This is a genomic window from Acidovorax sp. Root217 (genome assembly GCF_001428645.1).
In the GTDB taxonomy this organism is placed as follows: Bacteria; Pseudomonadota; Gammaproteobacteria; order Burkholderiales; family Burkholderiaceae_C; genus Acidovorax.
In genome coordinates this window covers 61,327-84,856 of the sequence record NZ_LMIH01000028.1, presented here as the reverse complement: position 1 = coordinate 84,856, position 23,530 = coordinate 61,327, and the positions used below count along the sequence as shown (strand labels likewise).

Annotated in this window: 22 protein-coding genes; 4 read left to right on the top strand and 18 right to left on the bottom strand. The window is 66.3% G+C overall.

Features of this window, described 5'->3' with window-relative positions; all coding sequences use genetic code 11:
- Window positions 1-82: 82 nt before the first annotated feature.
- Window positions 83-1,015 carry a LysR family transcriptional regulator gene (locus ASE31_RS24410; protein WP_057204533.1) on the top strand — a complete coding sequence of 311 codons (933 nt, stop codon included), beginning with the start codon at window positions 83-85 and terminating at the stop codon, window positions 1,013-1,015.
- Window positions 1,016-1,061: 46 nt separating this feature from the next.
- Here ASE31_RS24410 and ASE31_RS33180 read toward each other — a convergent pair whose 3' ends face one another.
- The 7 genes from ASE31_RS33180 to ASE31_RS24375 form a co-directional block, all read right to left on the bottom strand.
- On the bottom strand, window positions 1,062-1,910 hold the full coding sequence (locus ASE31_RS33180; RefSeq protein WP_369819492.1) for a hypothetical protein: 849 nt from the start codon (window positions 1,908-1,910) through the stop codon (window positions 1,062-1,064).
- Window positions 1,911-2,055: 145 nt separating this feature from the next.
- Entirely contained in the window at window positions 2,056-3,375 is a 1,320-nt protein-coding gene (locus ASE31_RS33035; RefSeq protein WP_304439141.1) for a PAS domain-containing methyl-accepting chemotaxis protein, read from the bottom strand.
- A gap of 216 nt (window positions 3,376-3,591) precedes the next feature.
- On the bottom strand, window positions 3,592-5,856 hold the full coding sequence (locus tag ASE31_RS24395) for an EAL domain-containing protein (RefSeq protein ID WP_057204529.1): 2,265 nt from the start codon (window positions 5,854-5,856) through the stop codon (window positions 3,592-3,594).
- On the bottom strand, window positions 5,853-8,096 hold the full coding sequence (locus ASE31_RS24390; protein WP_057204527.1) for an ATP-binding protein: 2,244 nt from the start codon (window positions 8,094-8,096) through the stop codon (window positions 5,853-5,855). Before ASE31_RS24390 ends, ASE31_RS24395 begins: the two co-directional genes overlap by 4 nt.
- 149 nt (window positions 8,097-8,245) lie before the next feature.
- Window positions 8,246-9,013: a hypothetical protein gene (locus tag ASE31_RS24385; RefSeq protein ID WP_057204525.1), complete on the bottom strand. Its 768-nt coding sequence runs from the start codon at window positions 9,011-9,013 to the stop codon at window positions 8,246-8,248.
- 37 nt (window positions 9,014-9,050) lie between these two features.
- On the bottom strand, window positions 9,051-9,281 hold the full coding sequence (locus tag ASE31_RS24380; RefSeq protein ID WP_157412642.1) for a hypothetical protein: 231 nt from the start codon (window positions 9,279-9,281) through the stop codon (window positions 9,051-9,053).
- 14 nt (window positions 9,282-9,295) lie between these two features.
- A complete protein-coding gene (locus tag ASE31_RS24375; RefSeq protein ID WP_157412641.1) occupies window positions 9,296-9,496 on the bottom strand; it encodes a hypothetical protein in 201 nt (66 codons plus the stop codon).
- Window positions 9,497-9,625: 129 nt separating this feature from the next.
- On the opposite strand from ASE31_RS24375, the gene ASE31_RS24370 reads away from it, so the two are divergent.
- Window positions 9,626-10,561 carry a hypothetical protein gene (locus ASE31_RS24370; protein ID WP_157412640.1) on the top strand — a complete coding sequence of 312 codons (936 nt, stop codon included), beginning with the start codon at window positions 9,626-9,628 and terminating at the stop codon, window positions 10,559-10,561.
- 41 nt (window positions 10,562-10,602) lie between these two features.
- Here the strand turns inward: ASE31_RS24370 and ASE31_RS24365 are convergent, their stop codons facing one another.
- The 6 genes from ASE31_RS24365 to ASE31_RS24340 form a co-directional block, all read right to left on the bottom strand.
- Complete coding sequence (locus tag ASE31_RS24365; RefSeq protein WP_057204520.1) at window positions 10,603-11,190, bottom strand: dihydrofolate reductase family protein; 588 nt, start codon at window positions 11,188-11,190, stop codon at window positions 10,603-10,605.
- Window positions 11,191-11,296: 106 nt separating this feature from the next.
- Window positions 11,297-12,373 carry an RNA polymerase subunit sigma-70 gene (locus tag ASE31_RS24360; RefSeq protein ID WP_057204519.1) on the bottom strand — a complete coding sequence of 359 codons (1,077 nt, stop codon included), beginning with the start codon at window positions 12,371-12,373 and terminating at the stop codon, window positions 11,297-11,299.
- Between the two features lie 20 nt (window positions 12,374-12,393).
- Complete coding sequence (locus ASE31_RS24355; RefSeq protein ID WP_057204517.1) at window positions 12,394-12,720, bottom strand: hypothetical protein; 327 nt, start codon at window positions 12,718-12,720, stop codon at window positions 12,394-12,396.
- 45 nt (window positions 12,721-12,765) lie between these two features.
- Complete coding sequence (locus ASE31_RS24350; RefSeq protein ID WP_082604349.1) at window positions 12,766-13,410, bottom strand: MAE_28990/MAE_18760 family HEPN-like nuclease; 645 nt, start codon at window positions 13,408-13,410, stop codon at window positions 12,766-12,768.
- On the bottom strand, window positions 13,407-14,513 hold the full coding sequence (locus ASE31_RS31240) for a DUF262 domain-containing protein (RefSeq protein ID WP_082604348.1): 1,107 nt from the start codon (window positions 14,511-14,513) through the stop codon (window positions 13,407-13,409). The genes ASE31_RS24350 and ASE31_RS31240 overlap by 4 nt, the downstream gene beginning before the upstream one ends.
- A gap of 268 nt (window positions 14,514-14,781) precedes the next feature.
- Window positions 14,782-15,660 carry a LysR substrate-binding domain-containing protein gene (locus tag ASE31_RS24340; protein WP_057204514.1) on the bottom strand — a complete coding sequence of 293 codons (879 nt, stop codon included), beginning with the start codon at window positions 15,658-15,660 and terminating at the stop codon, window positions 14,782-14,784.
- Window positions 15,661-15,744: 84 nt separating this feature from the next.
- Here ASE31_RS24340 and ASE31_RS24335 point away from each other — a divergent pair, with 84 nt between their 5' ends.
- Together ASE31_RS24335 and ASE31_RS24330 are read left to right on the top strand one after the other, a co-directional pair.
- Window positions 15,745-16,125 carry a tautomerase family protein gene (locus ASE31_RS24335; RefSeq protein ID WP_057204513.1) on the top strand — a complete coding sequence of 127 codons (381 nt, stop codon included), beginning with the start codon at window positions 15,745-15,747 and terminating at the stop codon, window positions 16,123-16,125.
- Between the two features lie 177 nt (window positions 16,126-16,302).
- Complete coding sequence (locus tag ASE31_RS24330; protein WP_057204637.1) at window positions 16,303-17,127, top strand: EAL domain-containing protein; 825 nt, start codon at window positions 16,303-16,305, stop codon at window positions 17,125-17,127.
- Between the two features lie 58 nt (window positions 17,128-17,185).
- Here the strand turns inward: ASE31_RS24330 and gor are convergent, their stop codons facing one another.
- The 5 genes from gor to ASE31_RS24305 form a co-directional block, all read right to left on the bottom strand.
- Window positions 17,186-18,580, bottom strand: a complete 1,395-nt coding sequence (gene gor, locus ASE31_RS24325) for a glutathione-disulfide reductase (RefSeq protein ID WP_057204512.1) — start codon at window positions 18,578-18,580, stop codon at window positions 17,186-17,188.
- 157 nt (window positions 18,581-18,737) lie between these two features.
- Complete coding sequence (locus ASE31_RS24320) at window positions 18,738-19,499, bottom strand: type II CAAX endopeptidase family protein (RefSeq protein ID WP_057204511.1); 762 nt, start codon at window positions 19,497-19,499, stop codon at window positions 18,738-18,740.
- Window positions 19,500-19,718: 219 nt separating this feature from the next.
- Window positions 19,719-20,477: a CPBP family intramembrane glutamic endopeptidase gene (locus ASE31_RS24315; protein ID WP_057204510.1), complete on the bottom strand. Its 759-nt coding sequence runs from the start codon at window positions 20,475-20,477 to the stop codon at window positions 19,719-19,721.
- 599 nt (window positions 20,478-21,076) lie between these two features.
- Window positions 21,077-21,769, bottom strand: coding sequence for a response regulator transcription factor (locus ASE31_RS24310; RefSeq protein ID WP_057204509.1), 693 nt, complete (start codon window positions 21,767-21,769; stop codon window positions 21,077-21,079).
- Complete coding sequence (locus tag ASE31_RS24305) at window positions 21,766-23,454, bottom strand: cell wall metabolism sensor histidine kinase WalK (RefSeq protein ID WP_057204508.1); 1,689 nt, start codon at window positions 23,452-23,454, stop codon at window positions 21,766-21,768. Before ASE31_RS24305 ends, ASE31_RS24310 begins: the two co-directional genes overlap by 4 nt.
- Window positions 23,455-23,530: the final 76 nt, after the last annotated feature.

The window sequence follows — 23,530 nt, the reverse complement described above, 5'->3', positions numbered from 1 at the left end:
AAACCACCCACACATTGAAGCCACCTTCAATAAAATATTGAAAATAGAGCCAAGACCCCAAGCAACTACCCTGCCCCACACCATGAAAGCCCTGCAAGACCTCGACATCTTCGTGCGCACCGTGGACAACGGCAGCCTTTCGGCCACCGCCCGCGCGCTCGACCTCACGCCCGCCGCCACCAGCGCGGCCCTGAAGCGCCTGGAGGCCGAGCTGGGCGTGCAGCTCTTCGTGCGCTCCACGCGCAGTCTGCGGCTCACGCAACAGGGCGAATTGTTTCTGGAGCAGTGCCGCCCTGCCCTCGCAGCGCTGCAGCAGGCCGGCCAGCAACTGGCGGCCGGCGAGCAGGCGCTGCGCGGCGTGCTGCAGCTGTCGGCCCCGTCGGACCTGGGACGCAACGTGCTGCTGCCCTGGCTGCACGAGTTCCAGGAGCAGCACCCAGAGGTGGACATCCGCCTGCAGCTGTCAGACCGCGTGGCCAATGTCTACAGCGACCCGGTGGACGCGGCCTTTCGCTACGGCAAGCCGCCGGACTCGGGCCTGGTCGCCCTGCCCCTGGCGCCCGGCGTGCGCCGCGTGCTGTGCGCGTCACCCGCTTACCTCGCAAAGCATGGCGCGCCCGCCACTCCGCACGAACTCACGGGGCACGACTGCCTGTGCTTCATGCTCGGCGACGAGGTGCACGACCGCTGGCGCTTCACGCCCGGTGATGGTGGCCCCGAGGTGACCGTTCGCGTGCGCAGCGTCAATGTATCGAATGACGGCGACGCCGTGCGCCGCTGGGCCCTGCTGGGCAAGGGCATCGCCTACAAGGCCGGGCTGGACGTGGCGCAGGACCTGGCCGCAGGGCGGCTGCAGGCGCTGTGCCCCGGGTGGACCACGGAGCCCACGCCGCTGTTCCTGGTGGTGCCCAGCCGCCGGCAGCTGACGCCGCTGGTGCGACTGCTCAGGGACTTCATGGCGGGCAAGACGGCGGGGTTTGCCGCGCCGCTGCACCAGCAGCAGCCTCAGCGCTGAGGTGCATGGCCAGGCCTTGAATAAAGACCGAGGGCCTGCCCAGGCTTCAGACCTTCAGCGAGCGCTCGATATCGGTCAGCTTGTAGCGTGCCAGTGCCAGGTTTCCCTTGTTGCGGTCCAGCACGAGGTACAAGAACAGGCCCTCGGCGTTTGGGACCAGGCGGATCAGGTGGTACTGGTCGGCCAGCGTGATCAGAATGTCCTCGATGCCACGGCGTATGCCCAGTGTCTCCATGGTCTGGAGTTTGGCCTTGACCACTTGAGTGTTGCCGGCGGCCGCCAAGTCCAGGTTCATGCCACCGCCGGCCTGCGCCAAGCACATGCCGCTGCGGTGGTCCACCAATGCCACTGCCAGCGCGCCGTCGATGGTCATGGCAGCGTCCATGGACGTCTTTAGATTCGAGCTCATGTCTTCTGCACTTCTTTCTTCGTTGAAATAATCACTGACCTTCTGCACCTTGCCGAGCTGCTCCATCAGCACGAACCACAGTGTTTGCGGGTCGCTGTTGGGCAGCTGGTACTTGTGCACGCCGGCACGCTGCTGCGTGCGCAGAAACTTGGCGATCTCCATCTCCTCCATCACCGCATTGGGCAAGAGGAAGAACCACACCGCCGGTGCCGTGCGCACCGTCTCGTGCGCCAGCACGGCGGGCAGCATGGCAAAGATGCCCGGCCCCACCAGGACGGCCACGGCTTCCGGCCGGGGCGGCAGGCTGGCCAGGTCAGCTGCGCCAGCTGGCCGGTACCAGCTGATCAGCGGGGCCCCTGCCATGCCGCCCAGCGGCATCTTTTCCCAGGCGCCGGGGCCCGTGGTGCCTGACACACCCAGTTGGGCCAGAGCATGGCCGCCTATGCGGGAAGTGAGGTCCAGAACAGCGATTTCAGGTGCGTGCATCAACGGTGGTTTCCTGGAGTGGGTTTCGGGGTCTGCCCACGCGCAAAGGCGCAACAGGACACAGCCGTGCCTGCCTGCCTGCCTGGCAGGCGAGGTATCGGGGTAAGGTTGGCGGGTTGCCAGGAGTGTTGGCAAAAAGGCGCGGTCAGCCGCTGACGACGCTGCTCTCCAGCCGCGCAATGGCCTGGTGCACACGGCCCAGATTGGCCCGCTGCACGCGGGACGCCTGGGTGATGCCATCCATCGCCCCGCTGGCGGCATGGGCCGCCTGTTTCATCTGCAGCATCATGCGGCCCGACTCGTGGACGCGGTCAGAGCCGCGCTGCACGCTGTCGGACGAAGACCCGATCACGGTCTTGATCTCCTTGGCAGCTTCGGAACTGCGGTGCGCCAGGCTGCGCACCTCATTGGCCACCACGGCAAAGCCACGCCCGTGCTCGCCCGCGCGGGCCGCTTCCACGGCGGCGTTCAACGCCAGCAGATTGGTCTGGAAGGCGATGCCCTCGATCAGGCCCACCATCTCGCCGATGCGGCCAGAGTTGGCCCGTATGCCCTGCATGGCGTCTATGGCGCCCTGGACCGAATGCTCGCCCTCGCTGGCCATGGCCACCACCACGCCCGACTGCTGCTGGGCCTCGTCAGCACGCGCCGCGCTCTCCTGCACCAGCTGCTGCAACTGCTCGAAAGCGGCCTGCACCAGCCGCGTGGCCTCAAACCGGGCGGTGATATCGGTCGCGTACTTCACCACCTTGAACGGCTGCCCTTTCTGGTCGAACACCGGGTTGTAGTTCGCCTCGATCCAGACATCCTTGCCCGAACTGTCCAGCCGCCGAAACTGGCCACGGTGGTATTGCCCCTGCGCCAGGCTCTTCCAGAACAGTGCGTATTCGGGACTGCGTGCCTCTGCGGGATCGACGAACATGGAATGGTGCTGGCCCGCCAGCTCCTCTTCGCTGGCATAGCCCATGGTGGCCAGGAAATTGTGGTTGGCACGCAGCACCCTGCCATCGAGCGTGAACTCGATCACCGCCTGGGCACGGCTCACGGCCGCCAGCTGGCTTTGGGCCTCGGCCTCGCTGCGCACCTGGTCGGTGATGTCCATGGCGTATTTCACGATCTTGCGCACCCGGCCCCGGTGGTCCAGCACCGGGCTGTAATTGGCCTGCAGCCACACCGCTTCTCCGGTGTGCTTGATACGCTTGCAGCGCCCGACAAAGGCCTTGCCGGCGTTGAGATGCTCCCAGAACGCACGGTACTGGGCTTCATCGTGCTCCTGCATGTCAAGGAACATGCGGTGGTGCATGCCCACCAGTTCATCACGGCGGTACTCCATCAACCGCACGAAATGGGTGTTGGCATAGAGGATCCTGCCTGCAGCATCGAACTCGATCACGGCCTGGTTGCGGTAAAGGGCCTTCAGCTGGCGGCCTACCGTCGCAAGGTACCAACGCTTCAAAACAGACATCATCCCCACCTGCAGCCTTTCAGACATTCCAGCGCAGCGACAGGCTGAGCAAGCCACCATCAAGGGTTTACCCTAGGCGTGGTTTATTGTATGCATACGTATCAAAAGATTACGCACGGTTCAATTTGTTTAACAATCCGTAGGGGAATAGCACCGGTCCAATGCATTGGTCCCAGGCAAGCTGTACATCCACCGCCTCTTGCCAGAAGCACGGGCTCACCAGGGCGTGCCTGCCAGCGCTCCGAAGACGCTGGGCGTGTGCTCGCGGTCGCGCATCCAGCCCGGCACGTCCGCCGCCGGCATGGGTGAGGCTATGTGAAACCCCTGCACCAGGTCGCAGCCCTGCCCGGTCAGCACCTGTAGTTGCTCGGGCGTTTCCACGCCTTCTGCCACCACCTCCATGCCTAGCCCGTGTGCAAGCTGTATCACGGCCTGCACCACATGGCGGGCCTGTTCGCTGCTGGCCAGGTCGGTGACGAAGCTGCGGTCGATCTTGAGCTGCTGTGCGGGAATGTGGCGCAGGTGCGCCAGTGACGAGTAGCCGGTGCCGAAGTCGTCGATGGACAGCCGCACCCCCAGGGCCGCGATGCGTTCGAGCGTGGCGCGCTCCTGCACCGAGTGCTCCATCATGGTCGATTCGGTGATCTCGCACACCAGTTGCGAGGGGCGCAGCCGGTGCGCCCCCAGCGCCTGGCCGATGCGTTCCACCAAATCGGGCTGGCGCAACTGGTGGGGTGACAGGTTGATGGCAATGTGGCACCGCAGCCCCTGCGCCTGCCAATGCGCCAGCTGCGCGCAGGCCGTGTCGATCACCCAGTTGCCAATGGCGCCGATGAGGCCATAGCGCTCGGCCAGCGGGATGAAGATCTCGGGGCTGACCTGCCCGAACTTCTCGTGCTCCCAGCGCAGCAGGGCCTCCAGGCCATGCACCTGGCCCTGGGTGCAGTCCACCTTGGGCTGGTAGTGCAGCACCAGGTCGCCGCGCTCCAGCGACTCGCGCAGCGCCTGGCGCATCAGCACCTCTTCGGTGCCGTCGTCGGACATGGATTTTTCGTACAGCACGCAACTGCCGCCGCCGGCACGCTTAGCCTCGTACATCGCCGCATCGGCGCAGGCCAGCAAACGGTCGCCCGAGGGCTCCTGACCGGGGTGCAGCACCACCCCGATGGAGCATGACAGCGAGACCCGGTGCCGGCCCACCGGGTACGGGCGCCGCAGCACTTCGATGATGCGGCCGCCCACGCGCATGGCGTCCTCGTCGGCCGTGGGCGATTCGATCAGCGCCACGAACTCGTCCCCACCCAGCCGGGCCAGCAGGTCGGCGCCCCGCACCACGGACTGCAGGCGCCGCGCCACTTCCTTGAGCACCCCATCGCCCGCAGCGTGGCCGAAGGTGTCGTTGATGGGCTTGAAGCCGTCGAGGTCGATGAACATCACGCCCAGCGCGCAGGGCAGCCCTGCGCCCGTGGCGGCGCCCTGCGCGGCAGTGCGTTGCACGGCCTGGTCCAGCCGCTCGTGGAACATGGCGCGGTTGGGCAAGCCGGTGAGCGGATCCTCAAACGCCTGGCGCTGCAGCTGGTCGTTGGCGCACCGCAGGTCGGCATTGGCCTGGCGCAGCGAGTCGGCCAGGTCGGAGATGCGGCGCTCGGCGTGCTTGCGTGCGGTGACGTCGCGCGACAGGGCGATGAAGGTGGGCCCCTCCTGCCCGCCTTGTCCTTCTTGCCCCTCTTGCAGGCCATCGGCCGGCTTGCGCGCCACCGACAGCTCGAACCATCGCTCCCCGGTGGGCAGGTGCAGGCGGTAGGTGCGCGGGCTGGCATGCCCCAGGGTGCGCGCCTCGGCGGCGGCGGCCATGGCCAGCTCGCGCAGCTTGGGCGAGAGGGCCTCGCTGACCGTGCGGCCCACCAGTGCGCGGTGCTGCATGGCCAGTTCTTCGGTGGCGGGCGCGTTGCACTGGATGAAGCGGCCCTGGGCATCGAGCTCGAACAGCAGATCGGGCAGCGCATCGAGGATGGCCGCATTGCGCGCCTGCGCGCGCTGCAGGTCGCGCTGGATGCCAAAGTTCTTGATCAGGTGCCGCAACCGGTGGCCCAGGATGGACCAGTTCACGGGCTTGGAGATGAAGTCCGTCGCGCCGGCCGCATAGGCGTTCTCGACGGACGCCACATCGTCATTGCCCGTGACCAGCACGATGGGCACGAACGGGCCGGCCTCGCCGCGCAAGATGCTGCACAGCTCGTAGCCGTTGAGGCCTGGCATCTCCACGTCCAGCAGCACCAGCGAGCAGGCCGATTGGCGGAACGCGAGCAGCGCAGAGGCCCCGTCCTCGGCCAGCACAGGCTCGAAACCGAGCTTGCGCACGGCGGCCCGCAGCATGGCGCGCATGCCGGGGTCGTCGTCGGCAATCAGCACGCGGGTGGCGGCCACCAGCGCCGCTTCAGGCAGCTGCCCATCCAGCAAGCCCTGCGCCTCCTTGCTCATGGGTGCGCCCCCAGCACGGCCTGCAGGCCGGCCACAGTGCGGCTGTGGGCAGCGTGCATGCGCGCCAGCCCCTGGCCCACCGCCGGGGCGTCACCCGCCAGCGCATGGCGCTCCACGCTGCGCAGGCCCTCGGCCAGCTCCAGCGCGCCGGCATGGGCGGCCGAGGACTTGAGGCCGTGGGCGATGCGCGCGGCATCGGCCAGCCGGCCATCGGCCAGCGCCTGCTCCATGCCCGCCAGGCCTTGCGCGGCGGCATCGAGGAAGCCCGTCACCACCTCGCGCAACAGCCCCGTGCCGCCGTGCTCGTCCAGGTACAGCAGGGTCTCGACCGCGCGCGCGTCGATGGCCGCGTGGTCACCGAGCGGCGCCACGGGATCCCTCGGCACATCCACAGGCAGGGCACTCCGGGCCTGCAGCCAGGGCGCAAGGGCTGCGGCCAGGGTGCCTATGCCGTAGGGTTTGGCGATGAAACCGTCCATACCGCTGGCCCGGCACCGGGCAGCGTCGTCGGCGCCGGCGTTGGCCGTGAGCGCAATGATGGGCAGGCTGGCTCCGCGTCCATCCGGCAGGCCGCGTATCGCCCGGGTGGCGGCATAGCCATCCACCACGGGCATCTGGCAGTCCATGAGCACGGCGTCGAAATCGTGCTGGCGCACCTGCTCGATGGCCTGTGCGCCGTCGTGCGCCTCACGCCAGGCCAGGCCCAGCTTGCGCAGCATGCCCGCCGCAACGGCGCGGTTGACCGGGTGGTCCTCCACCAGCAACACCGTGCCTTGCAGCCGGGGCACGGCGTGCACAGCTGCCCCTGCAGCACCTTCCTCGCGGTCGATACGGGCTGGCACCGGGCCGGCCAAGGGCAGCTCCAGTTGCACCGCAAAGCGCGACCCGGCCCCCGGCTGGCTCTGCACCGCAATATCACCCCCCATGGCCCGCGCCAGGTCGCGGCAGATCGCCAGGCCCAGGCCTGTGCCGCCAAAGCGGCGCGTGGTCGAACCGTCGGCCTGGGCAAAGCGCTCGAAGATGCGCTGCTGCGCCTCGGCCGGTATGCCAATGCCCGAGTCTTGCACCACGATGTCCACCTGGGCGCGCCCGGCCACCTGCGCCGGCGCCACCCACACCTGCACACCCACGCGCCCCTGTTCGGTGAACTTGATCGCGTTGCCGATGAGGTTGGCCACGATCTGGCGCAGGCGCAGCGGGTCGCCCACCAATTGGCACTCGGGCATCTGCCACTTCACCTGCGCCTGCAGGTCCAGGCCCTTGGCCAGCGCGGGCTGCACGAACATGGCCTGCGCCGCATCGATCTCGCGCCGCAGGTCGAAGTCGACCCGCTCCAGCCGCAGTTGCCCGGCCTCGATCTTGGAGACATCCAGCACGTCGTCGATCAGCGCCAGCAGGTGCCGGCCCGAGGCCTGCACCGCACCGGCCCACCCGCGCTGCTCGCTGCTCAGGCCGCTGCCGAGCAGCAGCTCGTTCATGCCCAGCACGCCATTGAGCGGCGTGCGGATCTCGTGGCTGATGGTGGCCAGAAACTCGCTCTTGACCAGGGCCAGTTGCTCGGCGGCCAGGCGCGCACGCTCCAGCGCCCACTGGGCCGCATAGTCCTTGCGCACGATGAACTCGCGCCACCAGCCCACCCCCACCGCCAGCAAAAACAGCGTGAGCACGTGGTAGGACCAGTAGGCCGCCTCGGCCGCCGACTGGCCGGGGTGCCACCACAGCGTGGCACAGAAGATCGCGAGGATGGACAGGCCCGCCATCAGCGCCCAGCGGAACTGCAGGCCCAGCACGATGAAGCAATAGAACTCCAGAAAGGTGAAGTTCAGGATGCCGACCCACGAGGTCAGCCCCTCGCCCCCGGCCGCATCGATGCGCAGCAATATCCAGAACAGGCACAGCGACAGCGCAACGATGAAGCCGGCCAGCACCGGCTGCCAATGCCGGCGCGTCTGCGGCAAAAAGGTGTACGCCAGGCCCAGCAGCAAAATGGGCACGGCCACCTGCAGCCGCAGCGCGTTGCCCGCCACCGTGGGGTAGGCCAGCCAGTCCACCAGGAAGTCGCCCAGCACCAGCAGCACGCCCAGCACCAGCGCGCCCTGGGCATAGCGGTGGTAGAACGACAGGTAGTGCTCGCCAAACGCATGCTCGACCTGCGCCGATTCAAAGCGCAGCAGCACCCGCAGCCGCAGGGTGGGCGCGGCGTCCTCAAAGGTGCGGGGGGGCCCGCTGGCGGTGCCCATGGCGGGAATTGAATCGGTGGAGTCGGGTGGTTTGGGGATATCCTATAACGAATTGTTACTTTCGCGCAGCGGAGATTGGTGATGGCCCCGCAGGTCACTCGACGCCGCACGCTGGCGTGGGGGTAGCTACCACCACATCAGGCCATGGGCTATGCAGGCCCCGCCTGCGGCAGGGTGAAGCTGAGCGCGATCCGCTCCCGCCCCGGAACCACCGTGCTCATCGCACCAGGGATGTCGATGTAAGGGCGGCCCCTCAACAGCCGGTCCGGCTGCATGAAGCCCGCAAACACCTCGATGGTGATGCCCCCGCTGTCTTCCACCGCAACGTCCTGCGGGCGGATGCCATCGAAGTCGGGCCAGGCGTAGCCCAGCAACTGCTCGGTGGCAGCCTTGCGCGCGCCCGCCTTGCCGCGCACCACCAGCCGAGCCAGGTCGAGCGACCCATCCCACTCCAGCCACAGCGCCAATGAGCCGCCGTCGTGCTTCACCGTGGCCAGTTTCACTGCATGGCAAAAACCATCGGCTGCCAAAGCCTGCAAGGCCGGCAGATAGGTATGGCGCTCCACCCCGCAGGCATCCAGCACGTTCTGCAGCCCCATCAAAAACGCGGCATGGGCCGCCATCGCCCGCTCAGGGGCAGGCAACATGGCAATGGCATTCCAGTCGGCAGCGATCTCCACATCAGTGCAGCCATCGAACACCTCGCCGGTCCAGGCGGCCGGATGTTCAACCCCGTAGATATTGATCTTGGCGATGTCCATGCCCGAGCGCAGCCCAAGCTTGCGAAGGGCCTTGTGCAACTGGTACTCGATGGGCCCGAGCAGCCACAGCTCGGGCAAAAACCCGGGCGCCCCGCTGGTGCGCGAGTGCCGCGCCAGGTCGCGCAGGGCCCGGCCTGGCGATGCCGGGGCTGTCATGGCATCGCCCTCCTCTTCGCCATGGCGGCTCAGTCTCTCAGTTGGGCCGCTTCATGATCACCTGGCGCAGCTCTTCGTACTCGCTGCGCGTCACGGCCTGGGCGTCGTAGGCCTTCACCAGGTCATCGAGCTCGCGGCCCTTGGAGAACTTGACGCCCTCCTGCACGGTCACGCGCGAGGTGCTGCTGCTGACGCAGCCGGCCAGCGATGCCAGGCATGCGCAAACGAGGGTGATGGTGGCAATCCGATGGTTGTTGTGCTTGTTCATGGCGCTGTTCTCACTCACTTCACGCTGTCGATCAGCCGGCGGCGCTGGCTGTCGTACTCGCGGCTGCTCAGTGCGCCGTTGTTGAACGCGCTCTTGAGGTCGATCAACTGCTGGCCAATGGTGGCCTCCACCGGCGCGCGCACGACGTCGGTTGAACTGCATGCCGGCAGGGCCAGCACGGCCGCCACTGCCAGGAACATGGTTGGGAATTTCATGCACCCTCCTCCTTTGATTTGAGACGCTGAATCCTAGCCCACTTCCAGGAGGCAGAAGGCATGGAAGTGGCTTTGGCGCCCCCTTCCCTTTTCGTCTGCGCCCTTGCTTTCATCTATGCTCAGATCGCCATGCACCTCATCACACCAACGCCTCTGCAGGACCTGCTGCTCGACCCCGCAACCCACCCGCGAGGCCAGCCGCATCTGAGCGCCGCCAGCGGCCTGGTGCGGGCCGGCGCATGGCTGTACCTGGTGGCCGACGACGAACACCACCTGGGCCTGCTGCCTGCCGGCGCAGCCGTGCTGCAGCAGTTGCCACAGACACCGCTGGTGCAGTTGCACCGCATCCTGCCAGGCGACCTGCCGGCAGACCCGAAGGCCCGCAAAAAGCGCAAGCCCGATCTGGAATCGCTGGCCCTGCTGCCCGCGTCGTCCGCACACCCGAGCGGGGCGCTGCTGGCCCTCGGGTCCGGGTCCAAGCCCAATCGGCAGCGGGGCGTTGTCATCGCACTCGATGCCACCGGGCGCCCCGATGGCGCTGCGCAGGTGGTGGACCTGTCTGCGCTCTACACGCCCCTGCGCGCGGAGTTTGCGGACCTGAACATCGAAGGTGCCTTTGTCGCGAATGACTGCCTGCACCTGCTGCAGCGCGGCAACAAGGGCGATGCGCGCAATGCCTGCATCAGCTACCCACTGGCCCCATTGCTGGCCTGGCTGGCCGGCACGCGCTCGGAGCCACCGGCGGCGCTGCGCACCACCCTTTTCGACCTGGGCATGGTGGATGGCGTACCACTGGGCTTTACCGACGGCGCGGCGCTGGCCGGCGGCGAGGGCTGGCTGTTCAGCGCCGTGGCCGAGAACACCGACGACAGCTATGCCGACGGCGAATGCGTGGCATCGGCCATTGGCTGGGTGGGCGTGGATGGTGTGCTGGGGCGCATGGCTACCCTGGAGGGTGCGCCAAAGGTCGAGGGCATTGCGCTGGCGGGCGACCGGCTGCTGATGGTCACGGATGCGGACGATCCCGCGTGCGCGTCGCGCTTGCTGGCGGTGGCGCTGGATTGAACCGCGCCCCAGGTTTCCGCCTTGCGGTCGCGCCCCCGCATTCACTGCGACCGGCAGTCGTAGTGCAGCGCCACGATGTCCGACCCGGGCAGCAGCTTGTGGCCCAGCAACTGCCAGCGCTGCGCCAGGCCGGGCTCGAAGGTGGGTACGCCCCCACCCAGCAGCACGTTGGCCACCAGCAGGTGCAGCTCATCCACCAGCCCCTGCGCCAGCAGGCTGCTGTAGAGCACATGGCTGCCATAGACCAGCAGATCAGGGCCGGGCGCGGCCTTGAGCTGGGCGATGCGTGCGCTGGCCTGGGCCCGGGGCACCACTTCGGTGTCGTCAGCCCATGGAGAGCCGGGGCGCAGGGCCAGGTGGTCGCTGACCAGCACCTTGCGCGCGGCCGCCACGCGCTCGGCGATCTCGCGCTGCACCGGCTCGCTGCCGGGGCCGCGGTCAACGTGGGGCCAGTAGCCCTCGAACATCGGGAAGGTGGTGGCGCCAAACAGCAGCGTGCCGGTGCGGCGCATGCAGTCAAGGTTGTGGCTGTCGAAGGCGGCATCCATGGGCAGGCCAGCCAAGGTGCCGCCGGGGCCGGCGCAGTAGCCGTCGAGTGAGCTGAGGATGCTGACGATGAGTCGGGCCATGAAAGAAATCTCCGGGTAGTTGAACCACGCGGCCGGACCATCCGGGGCGTGTCATCTGGTTGGAGACAGGGCGAGGGGCGAACTCATCGGTGCGGCAGCAGTTTCCTCAAAAAATTTCCTCGGCCATACCAAAGCGCCTGCAGACCGCCGGGTCGATGAAGCTGTCGATAGAGGCGATCAGCCCGTCACCTCCCAGGCGCAGCAGCACCACCCCGCCCGGCCGAAACCGGTCGTCGCCGGCCTGCTGCATGTAGCAGGCAAAGCCCGGCTGGCCATTGCCGCGCAGGGGCTGCAGACGCCATGCCGTCTGGAAGACGCGCTCGGCAAAAAACAGCAGCGCATGGCGGCGGCCATTGAACCAGGCCGGCAGCGGCGGCATGGTGAAGCGTGCGTCCTCGGCCAGCAGGCTGGCCATGGCGTCGATGTCGCGGCGCTCCCACGCGCTGACGAAGCGCTGCAGCAGCAGTTGCTGCTGCACCTGCTCATCGTTGCCCGGCTGCGCACCGAGCAGCTGCACACTGTGGGCCGGCGGCATGCGCTCGTTCACCGTCTTCTGCGCGCGCTGCAGCGCGCTGTTGACCGATGCGACCGAGGTGCCGAGCATTTCAGCCGTTTCGGCGGCCGAATACTCCAGCACCTCGCGCAGCAACAGCACGGCGCGCTGCGTGCCGGGCAGGTGCTGCAGCGCAGCCACAAAGGCCAGCGCCACATGCTCGCGGCGCTGCAGCGTGGCGGCAGGGTCTTCGGCACGGGTGCCGATTCCCAATGCCTGTGGATGGCGTTCGTCGTCATCAGGCAAAGGCTCCAGCCACACCGGCCCTGCCACCGGTGCACCCAGCTCGGCCGTGGCCAGCAGCGGTGCGCCGTGGTCGGGCGAGGTGATGCGCCGGGGGCGCTGCGAGATCAGCCGCAGGCACACATGCGTGGCAATGCGGTACAGCCAGGTGCCAAGCGCGCTGCGCGACTCGAAGCCCGCCAGCCCGCGCCAGGCGGCCAGCAGTGTCTCCTGCAGCGCATCGTCGGCATCGAAGGGCGAGCCCAGCATGCGGTAGCAGTGGGCATGCAGCTGGCGCCGCCGGTGTGCCACCAACTGGTCGAACGCAGCGGTGTCGCCGGCGCGTGCGCGCGACAGCAGCGACAACAAGCTTTCGGCTTCCTCCAAGGGGTCGGGCGGTGGCGGCATGGCGCATTCTGGCGCAGCGGTCAATCGGCAGCCTTCCGAACAGGCGGCGCCGGCAGGCCGCGGACTTGGGTCCAGTACTCGTCATACACGTCCGCGTCCACAGCGGGCGCAATATGCGTCGGGTACAAGGCATCGCGCCCATCCTTGCGCGGGCCGGAGATCCAGTAGCGATCACCTGTTGCATCGTCGAAATAGTTCGACTTGAAGCCACTGCCCTTGAGGCTCTGAAACGATTTCCCAGCGTAGTAGAGCGTGGCACCGGTCTTGGAGAAACGCACACGGCCAATGCGCGCGGGACCGGTCAGGCCGCCGGCCTTGGATTCGATGTACATGATGCGGGGTTTCATAGCAGATCTATTGGTTGCCATTTGTCCGAAGCCCGCGGACTGCTGCTACCGACTTTTGTATGCGGCGGTGGAAGCCAAGTTTTCGATATCGTTCTTGTACTGGCGAAGGAGGACTAGCACTTCTTCGACCAACCCATCGAAAGCATCCACATCAAGATCGAGATATTCCCCGTGCGCAATCTTATTTCGACGATTTAAAAGTGATTCATCAATGAGGTTCGAATAGACAGCGTATGGATTGACGTCCACCCCCACCGATGTGGCGATATTAGCAAAGACACTGGAGCTAAGGTTCATTTCAGTGTTGACAGCATTCGACAGTGAAATGCTTGCCACTGTCGCACCGCTGGTACGCAAGAACTTGACAGCCTCAATAGTTACCAAGGACTTCCTTGAGTCGATCAGATTGTTTAGATGTCCTTTTACTGCGAAGACAACGAAACAATTTGCCAGCTGATCGAATGTCAAGTTTTGGTTAGCCACATACTCCAAGTAGGCCTCCGAGGCGCGCTTGATGAAACCCTCCCAGTGAGCGTACAAAAGGGGGACTCCAGCGCGAACATAAGTCGCCTGCGCAAACGAACTCGCCCTCTTGGCATTCGATCGGACGTAGGCAATCTCCTTGACCCGCCACGAGAGTGCCTCGTCAAGGGAAGCCTGCAGTTCGGAAAGCCCTCGAATCTTACTCACGGCCGGAAATGCGCTTCGGCTATAGGAAGGAGTTTTGCCAAGCGAGTAGTACCTCGCACGCCAGCGCCGGAGTTCTCCAAAAACTCAGGTGTACCCCATAGCTCACGGCATTTTGTCTCGATAAATATTTTTCGAACAGGCGGCGCAAAGGCCTCAATCGCGTCAATATTCTTAGACACCCCAAGCGATACAACTTCGTAAACACTCATCAGAAATTTACCACCGAACGAATTTCCATCCCAGCGCTTGAACGTATTGGCACCCATACTTTCGTTCAAAAATTCAAACGTCCGCTGGAAAATTTGATTTTCCGATTGTTGCTGTGCTGCATCGATCTTTGCGACCTGCATAAGGGCTTGATCGAGATATTCGTGAACATCCAACCCTTGTCGATATTGAACGAGGCGGAACGCCAAATATCGCAGCACCAGCTCTACATGTTGCTGCCGTTCCATCGCTGTCTCAGTCTGATCAATAGTAATGAGGAAAGCTGGCAGATTTGCCAGGCTTATCAACCAGTGTTGAAACGCTTGATCGAGCATGTACCCGACTGAATTTCTAACTTCCTGCTGTGATAGGTTGACACCACCCGTATTCAGACGCTGAAACACCTCAAACTTGATGTTCGGATCACTTTCCTGTCGGAGGATCTCGACTCGGAGGCGAGCACGCTTTAGCTGAATCTGAAGTGTTATGCCGATGCCGTCAGATCCGTCAGCCAGCGTCGAATCAAAGCACTTATTAGCCAGGCTCGGTAGAAATTGGGTCCCTTCTAGACGTAAAGGCTGTACCTCCACGCCGGACTCATCGCGAAGCGCTCCCATGAACTCAAGTAAAGTGGAGAGTCGCTGTAGGCCATCGATGAGCTCCCAGACTCCGTCAAGTCTTTGGTAGACGAAGATTGGTGGCAGCGGCAAGCCAAGCAGGATAGACTCAATTAGTCGTGCTTTGCGAGTGGAGTCCCACCGAAATAACCGTTGGTATTCCGGACGAATCTGCAGTTCTTGGTTACGGTATAGATTGACGATTTCTCCAACCGACATGTCGTAGCCCTCGGTGACTACCTCTTTCCGGGCGATAGCGATTTCATCTATGAGGGCCATCGTGAGTGTTCTCTTTAAAGTGGATGCCTTGAAAGCATAGCCGCTATGTGGGCTAACTATCCATCAATGAAAGACTTTCGCGTTGTGCAGCGAGCGTGAACACTCAGAAGTACTCTCAAGATCATCTTGTGGCAGGCACCAGTTGCCGCCCCGCCGCAAGACGAATCCCATCTCACGTACACCATGACCGGCATGCAAAAGTCGCAAAGGATCGGTGGTGGCCCTGAATCCTCGTACAACTTGTGACAAGCGATCAAGCGGCGCCGCGCTACCACCCAAACGCCGCCCCCAACACCCGAACAGCCTCCCTCCCACTTCCACCCCGCACCCGCGAGTGCAACACCACCGGTAGTCGCGGTAAAGCCGGCAACCCCAGCCGCGCCCCCACATCCACCGCCCCCAGCGGCAGCATGCGCGGCGCCAGTGCCGCCACGCCCAAGCCGGCGATAACGGCCGCTGACACAGCCGCCACCCCGCCCCCCACAAACGCCTCGCGCCAGGGCACACCAGCCTCGTCGAGCAACCGGCTGGCCATCACCCGCACGCCGCAAGGCTCGGCCAGCGTGACGATGGGCAGTGGCTCGCCCGCGTGGTGTTGCCATGTGGGCGCTGCGAACCAACCAAAGGGCTCTTCGGCCAGCACCTGCCCATCGCTGCGGTCGGCGTGAAAGCGCACGATGGCCACATCCAGTTCGCGCCGGTCATAGGCTTGCAGCAGATCGTCCGATGAACCGATGCGGATCTCGATCACCAGGCCCGGGTCCTGCGCGTTCATGCGGGCGATGAGGGCAGGCAAATCGGGCCCGGCCACGTGGTCGCTGATGCCGATGGCAATGCGCTCGCGGTCGCGTTGCTCGGCAAAGGTGGCCAGGGTGCGCTGGTGCATGGCGAGCAGTTCGCGTGCGGGGGCCAGAAACGCGGCACCGCGTGCCGACAGCTCCACATGGCGCGGCGTGCGCTCGATAAGGCGGCAGCCGAGGCGGTCTTCCAGGCGCTTGAGCTTCAAACTCACCGCAGCCTGGGTGGTCTGCATGGCCTCGGCCGCGCGGGTAAAGCTGCCCAGCTCGGCAATGCGGATGAAGGCTTCGATGGCGTCGAGGTCGAGGGGGCGGTGCTGATGTAGCGGTTGCTGCGCGTCCTTTGCCATATGCAACCATTATCACTGGTATAAATTGCAATAACAAATGGTGATGATTAGCATCGGGCCATCACCACTTCAGAGCTGACCTACATGCCCCTGCTCCACATCGCCATGCGCTCCGGCAAACCCGAGGCCTACCGCCAGGCCCTTTGCGACAGCCTGTACCAGGCCATGCGCGAGACCTTTAACGTGCCAGAGGATGACAAGTTCATGGTCATCACCGAGCACGATGCCGCCAACTTCAGCTACAACCCCACCTACATGGGCGTGGCGCGCAGCGATGACTTGGTATTCATCCAGATCACGGCCAACAACACCCGCACGCTGGAGCAGAAGAAGGCGCTGTACCAGCGCATCACGCAGTTGCTGGGCGAGAGCCCGGGCCTGCGGCCTGACGATGTGTTCATCAGCCTGGTCGAAGTGGCCAAGGAGAACTGGTCGTTCGGCCATGGCCTGGCGCAGTACGCCTGAACAGCCCATGGCCTGACGAGCCCGCGCTCAGGGTGATTGGGGCCCTGCAGATGCCGGCGCGGTCCGGCAAGAGTGCTGGGCCTCACCTGGTTGCTACACGGCCCCCGCCCCGCTTACAAGCGATATCGGCATCTACCGACAGGCGCACGCCGGAAGGATGCTGACACAATGGACGGTATGCATACACAGCACCTGCCCCGTGCCAACCCAGCATTTCCCATGGGCTTCATGCCCCTGGCGGGCACACGGCAGGATTGCGAAGACTGCGCGCGGGGCGAGCGCCTGGGCTTTCAGTTCGAGTATGCGTACCAGCCCATTGTGGACGTACACACCCGCACGGTGTTTGCGCACGAGGCGCTGGTGCGCGGGCCCGCAGGCGAAGGCGCGTTCAGCGTGCTGTCGCAGGTGACCGAGGCCAACCGCTACCGGTTCGATCAGGCCTGCCGGGTCAAGGCCATCAAGGGCGCGAGCGCGCTGGGCATGGTGGTGCCGGTGTCCATCAACTTCTTGCCCAACGCCATCTACAAGCCCGAGCTGTGCATACGCACAACCTTGGAGGCGGCTCGGGTGCATGGCTTCCTGGTGGAAAACATCATCTTCGAGGTGACCGAGGGCGAGCGCATCAAGGACGGCCCCTGGTTTGCCGAGATTCTGCGCGAGTACCGGCGCCTGGGGTTCAGGACAGCCATCGACGACTTTGGCGCCGGGTACGCGGGCATGAAGCTGCTGGCGGATTTTCAGCCGGACCTCATCAAGATCGACATGGACATCATCCGCAACGTGGACACCAACCGGGCACGCCAGATCATCGTACGCAACCTGGTGCGGCTGTGCGAGGAGATGGGCATCGACGTGGTAGCCGAGGGCATCGAGACCCCGGCGGAGCGGGACTTCCTGCGCGACACCGGCATACGGCTGATGCAGGGCTACCTGTTTGCGCGGCCGGCGTTCCGGGCGATGGCGCAGGTCGATGCGGCGGGGTTCGGCGCCGCGCCGGGCTGACGACTGGCGCCTGCCCACAGGCTGGCCGTGTTGACCCCCTGCCCTGCCTGCTGCGGGGTCAGGCGCGCTGGCCGTTCTTGATGCGGTAGCTCGGCTGGTACATGGTCACCAGCTCTTCCGACGCCGTGGGGTGCACGGCCATGGTGCGGTCGAAATCGTCCTTGGTGACGCCGGCCTTGAGCGAGATGCCCAAGAGCTGCACCATCTCGCCCGCGTCGTGGCCGAGGATGTGGGCGCCGAGCACCTTGCGGCTGGCGGCATCAACGACGAGCTTCATGATCATCTTTTCCGCGCGGCCGGACAGCGTGGCCTTCATCGGGCGGAACTCGGCGCGGTAGACCTCGATCTCGGCGTAGCGTTGGGCAGCATCTTCTTCCGACAGGCCCACAGTGCCGATCTCGGGCTGCGAGAACACGGCGGTGGCGATCAGGTCGTGGTCCGGTACGGTGGGCTTGCCCCGGTACTCGGTCTCGATGAAGCACATGGCTTCGTGGATCGCCACCGGGGTGAGCTGCACGCGGTTGGTCACGTCGCCCAGCGCCCAGATGCTGGGCACGTTGGTGCGCGAGTACGGGTCGACGATGATGGCGCCGCGCTCGTCCATGGCAACACCGGCCGCCTCCAGCCCCAGGCCCCGGGTGTTGGGGTCGCGGCCCAGCGCCAGCATGACGGTGTCGACGGCGATGGTCTCGCCGTTCTTCGTCGTGGCGATGAGGCCACCGCCGGCACCTTCCACCTTGGCCACGTTCTCGATGACATCGGCGAGCAGAATGCGGATGCCCTTGTCCACCATGGCCTTGTGCAGGCCCTGGCGCATGTCGTGGTCAAAGCGCGAGAGGATTTCCTTGCCGCGGTAGATCAGCGTGACCTGAACGCCCAGGCCATGGAAGATGTTGGCGAACTCAACCGCGATGTAGCCGCCGCCGGCGATCAGGATGGAGCGCGGCAGCTTGGCCAGGTCGAACGCCTCGTTGGAGGATATGCACAGCTCATGGCCCGGCAGCGCGGCATGCGGGTTGGGTGCACCGCCCGTGGCGATGACAATGCGCTCGGCAGTGACAGTCTTGCCGCTGGCCACCAGGCGCACGGTGTGGGCGTCGACCAGTTCGGCGCGGCTGTCGATGATCTCGGCGCCGTTGGTGTCCAGGCCACGGCGGTACAGGCCTTCGAGCCGGGCGATCTCCTTGTCCTTGGCGGCGATGAGCGCCTTCCAGTCGAAGGTGGGCGTGCCCACTTGCCAGCCATAGCCCGCAGCATCCTCGAAGTGCTCGTGGAACTGCGAGGCGTAGACGAACAGCTTCTTGGGCACACAGCCGCGGATGACGCAGGTGCCGCCAAACCGGTACTCCTCGGCCACGGCCACCCGCTTGCCGAGCGAGGCGGCCACACGACCGGCCCGCACGCCGCCGGAGCCGCCACCGATCACAAACAGGTCATAGTCATAGCCGCTCATCGCATTGTTTTCCTTGTCATTGTGTTTTGCAGCCCGGTGCGCGCGCATGCATTGCGCTGCAGGCAATCAGCAGGTCGCATGGGATGGTAAGGCAACGCTGAACAAGAGAGCGCTGCAGGGCCAAAATCGGCCGCACGTCGCGTACCGAGATGGCGGCTCAGGCGCCGACCGCACGACCCAGCACCATGCCCCCGGCAAAAAGCAGCCAGTCATTGGCGATGTGGGCCATGGCCGACACCGTGAGGTTCTTGGTGCGCAGGTACGCCAGTGACAGCACCAGCCGCGCCGAGCCAATCACCAGCAGGCACTGCGCCACGTTCCAGCCATAGGTGGGCAGGTGCAGGGCGCCGAAGATCAGCGCCGACACCAGCCAGGCCCCCACGATAGCCTGGCCTCGGCCCAGGCCCAGCGGGCCCGACAACCAGGCGAGCACGGCGAGGAAGGGCAGCACGGTGATGATTTCTTCGCCGATGAGCTGGGGGATGGTGCGCACAAAAAAGGCCATGCGCTCGCCCGTGTCCATGCGCCCGAGCGCACCGAACGCGGGGTTGGAAGCCTCCTCGCCGAACAGACGATTGACCAGCAGGGCCACAGACAAGGTCACCGCGATATTGAGCAGCGCCACGCCCAGGGCCAGACCCACGTCGCGCCAGCCCACGCGCCGGAACAGCACCTGCCAGTGCGGCCCGGCCACCGCCCGCAGCGCCAGCAAGGGCACCAGCGGGAACAGGATGGCCGGCACCATCGCCCCCCAGGCGCCCCAGGCGGCAGGCATGGGCAGGTACAGCGCGGCAAAGCCCAGCGCGGCGCCCAGCAGCAGCACGCACCAGCGGCCCGCACCCAGGGCGAGCGGCCGGCCGTTGTAGAAGGGAAAGTCGGCGCCGCCAGGCGTGATCTTGGGGGTCTGCGCAGGGGTCATGGGGGGTATGTGCAGGGGCGGTAGAAAGCGCATTAGAAGACATTTGGAGCGGCTAGCAAAACTCTTCTGGCGTCGTTGCCGCGTCTTGTCGTACTACCCGTACCGCCTGCGGCCCTGGTCGTCGCCGTGGGCGTAACCAGCGCAGCCTCGCCTTGGCTTGCAGCCTTGCTCGTGGCGCAGGCGGTGCGGCCATCGCGCAGGGCGCGGTGCTGACCCTGCTCAGCCGATGACGGCCCCGAGCAGCACTACAAAGCCCAGCAGCAACCAGTCATTGAGGATGTGCGCCAGGGCAGCGACCGACAGGTTCTTGGTGCGCAGGTACGCGAGCCACAGCACCGCGCGCGACACGCTGATGATGATCAGGCTCTGCGCCACGTTCCAGCCGTAAGTGGGCAGGTGCAGGGCACCGAACAGCACCGACGCCAACACCCAAGCGCCTACGATGGCCCGGCGCCGTGGCCAGCCCAGCGGGCCGGCCAGCCAGGTGAGCAGCGCCAGGAACGGCAGCACGGTGAGGATCTCTTCGCCGATGAGGTGCGGCACAGTGCTGGCCATGAAGACCAGCCTTTCTTTAGTGCCCATGCCGGCCAGCGCCTTGATCACGGGATTGGGCACGGCGCCGAAGAAGTGCGCGACGATGAGGGCGACGGCCACCGTCACGCCGATGCTGAGGAACACCAGGCCCACGGCCAGCCCCAGGTCGCGCCAGCCCATGCGCCTGAACAGCACCTGCCACTGCGGCCCCGCCACCGCCCTGAGTGCCAGCAGCGGCAACAGCGGGAACACGAGGGCCGGGACCGCAGCAGCCCACCCGACGGACACGCGCCACACCACCATGGCGGGGATGTACAGCGCACCATAGGCCGCCGCCAAGGCCAGCAGGATGAAGCACCACTGGCGCGCACCCAGCGCCACGGGCCGGCCGTTGTAGAAGGGGAAGTCGGCGCCGGGGGGCGCAGTGGTGTGGTCAGGTGTCATGCAAGCCAGGTGGGGTGGTCGGCGAGCCAGGGCGGCCTTGCAGTGGCCGCCAGTGGCGTGTGCTTTGGAGAGCATAGCGCGGACCAGCACTTCATACAGGCCTCACAGAACGGGGCAACACTGGCACACCGTTTGCCCTCTACAAGAAGCTATGCACTATCTGAAAACCGGGCTTCGCTGGTGCGCCCTGCCCTTCGTTTTCGTCGGCGCAGTGCTGCTTGGCTGCTGGATGTGGTGGGTCTTCGCCCATACCCCCATGGCGGCTTGCCCACCGCCGCTGGCAGGCCACGGCAGTGACCCTGTCAGCGTGAGATGCGGCCTGCTGCTGCCCGCCCGCCTGGTGCTGGACATTGGCGGGGCATCCATGCCCGGCCTGATGGCGGTGTTTCTCTGCGCGCTGGTAGCCCCCGCACAACGACCCGCCGCAGCATGCGCGGCGGCCATGGGGGTCTGCGCCCTGGGGCTCCTGTATTTTCTGGGGACGGTCTCCGTGCGCAGCCCGATGAGGCTGTTGGCCCGGGCCGACTTGGTGGCGTTGGCCGCATCGCCCTGGCTGACGGTCTGGCTCGTTGTCCACCTGAGCCGTAAGCCGCAGAGCCCTAATCGGCCGTGGCGTCCAGCCGGTAGCCAAAGCCGCGCACGGTCTTGATCAGCGCCAGCGCATGGCCTTCGTCGATCTTGCTGCGCAGGCGGCGCACGTACACGTCGACCACATTGGTCAGGGGGTCCTCGTTGGTGCCCCAGACGTTGGAGAGGATGCGTTCGCGGCTGTACACGCGGCCCGGCGCGCTCATCAGCAGCTCCAGAAAGGCCAGCTCGCGCGCGGTGAGCGCGATGGGCTGGCCGGCGCGGCTGGCCTGCATGCGCTCCAGGTCCAGCACCAGGTCGGCCACCTGCAGGGTGCTGGCGCGCGGGCGCTGCTCGCGGCCCCGGCGCAGCAGGGCCTCGATGCGGGCCAGCAGTTCCTCGAAGGCAAAGGGCTTGGTCAGGTAGTCGTCTGCGCCCAGGCGCAGGCCGTTGACCTTGTCTTCGGTGTTGCTCAGCGCGCTGAGCATCAGCATGGGCATGTGGCGGCCTTCCGCGCGCAGGTTCTGGCACAGCTCCAGTCCGCTCAGGCCGGGCAGCATCAGGTCCAGCAGCAACAACACGCCGGGCTCGGCGCCGCGCGCCAGGGCCAGGCCTTCGGGCCCGGTGCGGGCCAGCTCCACGCGGTAGCCCTCGGCCTTGAGGCCGCGCACCAGGAAGTCGGCCACGCGCGCATCGTCTTCCACCACCAGGATCTGGTTGTTCATGCCAGCGCCCTCGGCTGCATGCCTGCGGCTTGCACGGTGCCGGGTGGTGGGGCCGCCACCAGCGGCAGCACGATGCGCACCACCGTGCCCTGCTGCGGCACGCTGGCAATATCGACGCGGCCCTGGTGCGCCTGCACGATGGCCTGGGCGATGGACAGGCCGATGCCCGTGCCGTCGGCACGGTGGGCGCGCGCCCGGCGCCCGCGCACAAAGCGCTCGAACACGCGGGGCAAATCGTCCGCGTCGATGCCGATGCCCTCGTCGCGCACCACTACCGCAACCTCAACCGCCCCACTCACCCCACTCGCCCCGGCCATGCCCTGCAGGCCGATGCGCACGGTAGTGCCGCGCGCCGAATAGCGCACCGCGTTGTCGAGCACGATCACCAGCGCCTGGCGCAGGCGGTCGGCGTCGGCCAGCACGGTGACCAGGCCGATGGGCAGTGCACCGCTGTCGTCCAGCAGTTGCACCTGCACGCCCTGTGCAGCGCCCAGGGCGGCGCCCTGCTCTGCGGCATCGCCCAGCAGGGCGCGCAGGTCCACCGGGGCCGGGTGCATCACCATCTGGTCGGCCTCGGCCTTGGCGATGAGCAGCAGGTCGTGGATGACGCGGGTGAGCTGGTCCACCCCGCCCACGATGCGTGCCAGGGTCTGGCGGTATTCGTCGGCCGGTTTGTCGCCGCCGCGCAGCGCGATCTCGGCCTCGCCGCGGATGGAGGTAGCGGGGGTGCGCAGCTCATGGCCCAGGTCGGCAAACAGCTGGCGGCGGCGCTGGTCCAGGCGCTGCAGGGTGTCGTGCGCGGCGCTCAGCTCCTGGGTGCGGGCCTGCACGGCGTCTTCGAGCCCGCGGCGCGCGGCGTCGGCGCGGGCGCGGTGCTGCTGCAGCTCGGCCGCCATGGCGTTGAAGTGCTGGGCCACGCGGTCGAATTCGTCGTTGGAGCCGGTGGCCACGCGGTGGTCCAGCGCGCCGGCCTGCAGGGCCTGCGTGCCTTCGAGCAGCCGGTCCAGCGGGCGCTGCAAGCGCCCCTTGAGGTGCAGCGCCAGCACCACGGCCACTGCCAGCGTGATCAGGGCCATGCCGATGGCCTGCGCACGCAGCACATCAAGCCCGCGCTCGGTGGCCGCGCGCGCCACGGGCACGGCCGCGCGCTGGTGCGCAATGGCGCCGTTGATCAGCTCGCGCAGGTCGCGCCCGCGCGCCATGTCGAACACCTGGGTGAGCTCGCCCCACAGGGCCGGAAAGTCGGCGCCCTGCTCCAGCGGCACCAGTTGCGCCAGCCGCGCCTCCACCGCCTGGATGTTGTCGCGCAGCAGCTCGGTCACGCCCACGAGCTGGGGCACCTCGGCGGGCATGCTGACGCCCTCGCGGCGCACCAGCTCGGTCCACAGCGCCAGGTCGCGCCGCACCAGGTCGTCGAGGTTGGCGGCGCTGGCAACCATGCTGGCCACCAGGCGCTCGCGCTGCTCGGGCTGGGCATCGGTGTTCATCAGGCGCTGCATGGCCCACACGCGCAGGCGCTGCTTGTTGGCCGACAGGTCCAGCAGCTCTGCCTGGATGTCGCTGGCCAGCCGGCTGTGCTGGGCGTAGTCGTTGACGCGGTTGGCACCCCAGTACACAAAGGCGGCCTGGATGCAGACCAGGGCCACCAAGGCGGCCAAGGCCAGGGAGAGTCGTGCGCGGTACATGGGGGCGAAAGGCCTGGTCGGGAGGCTCGGATTATGAAGCCTGGCAGGCGAACCGGCGGTGCGCCTGCCAGGCCGG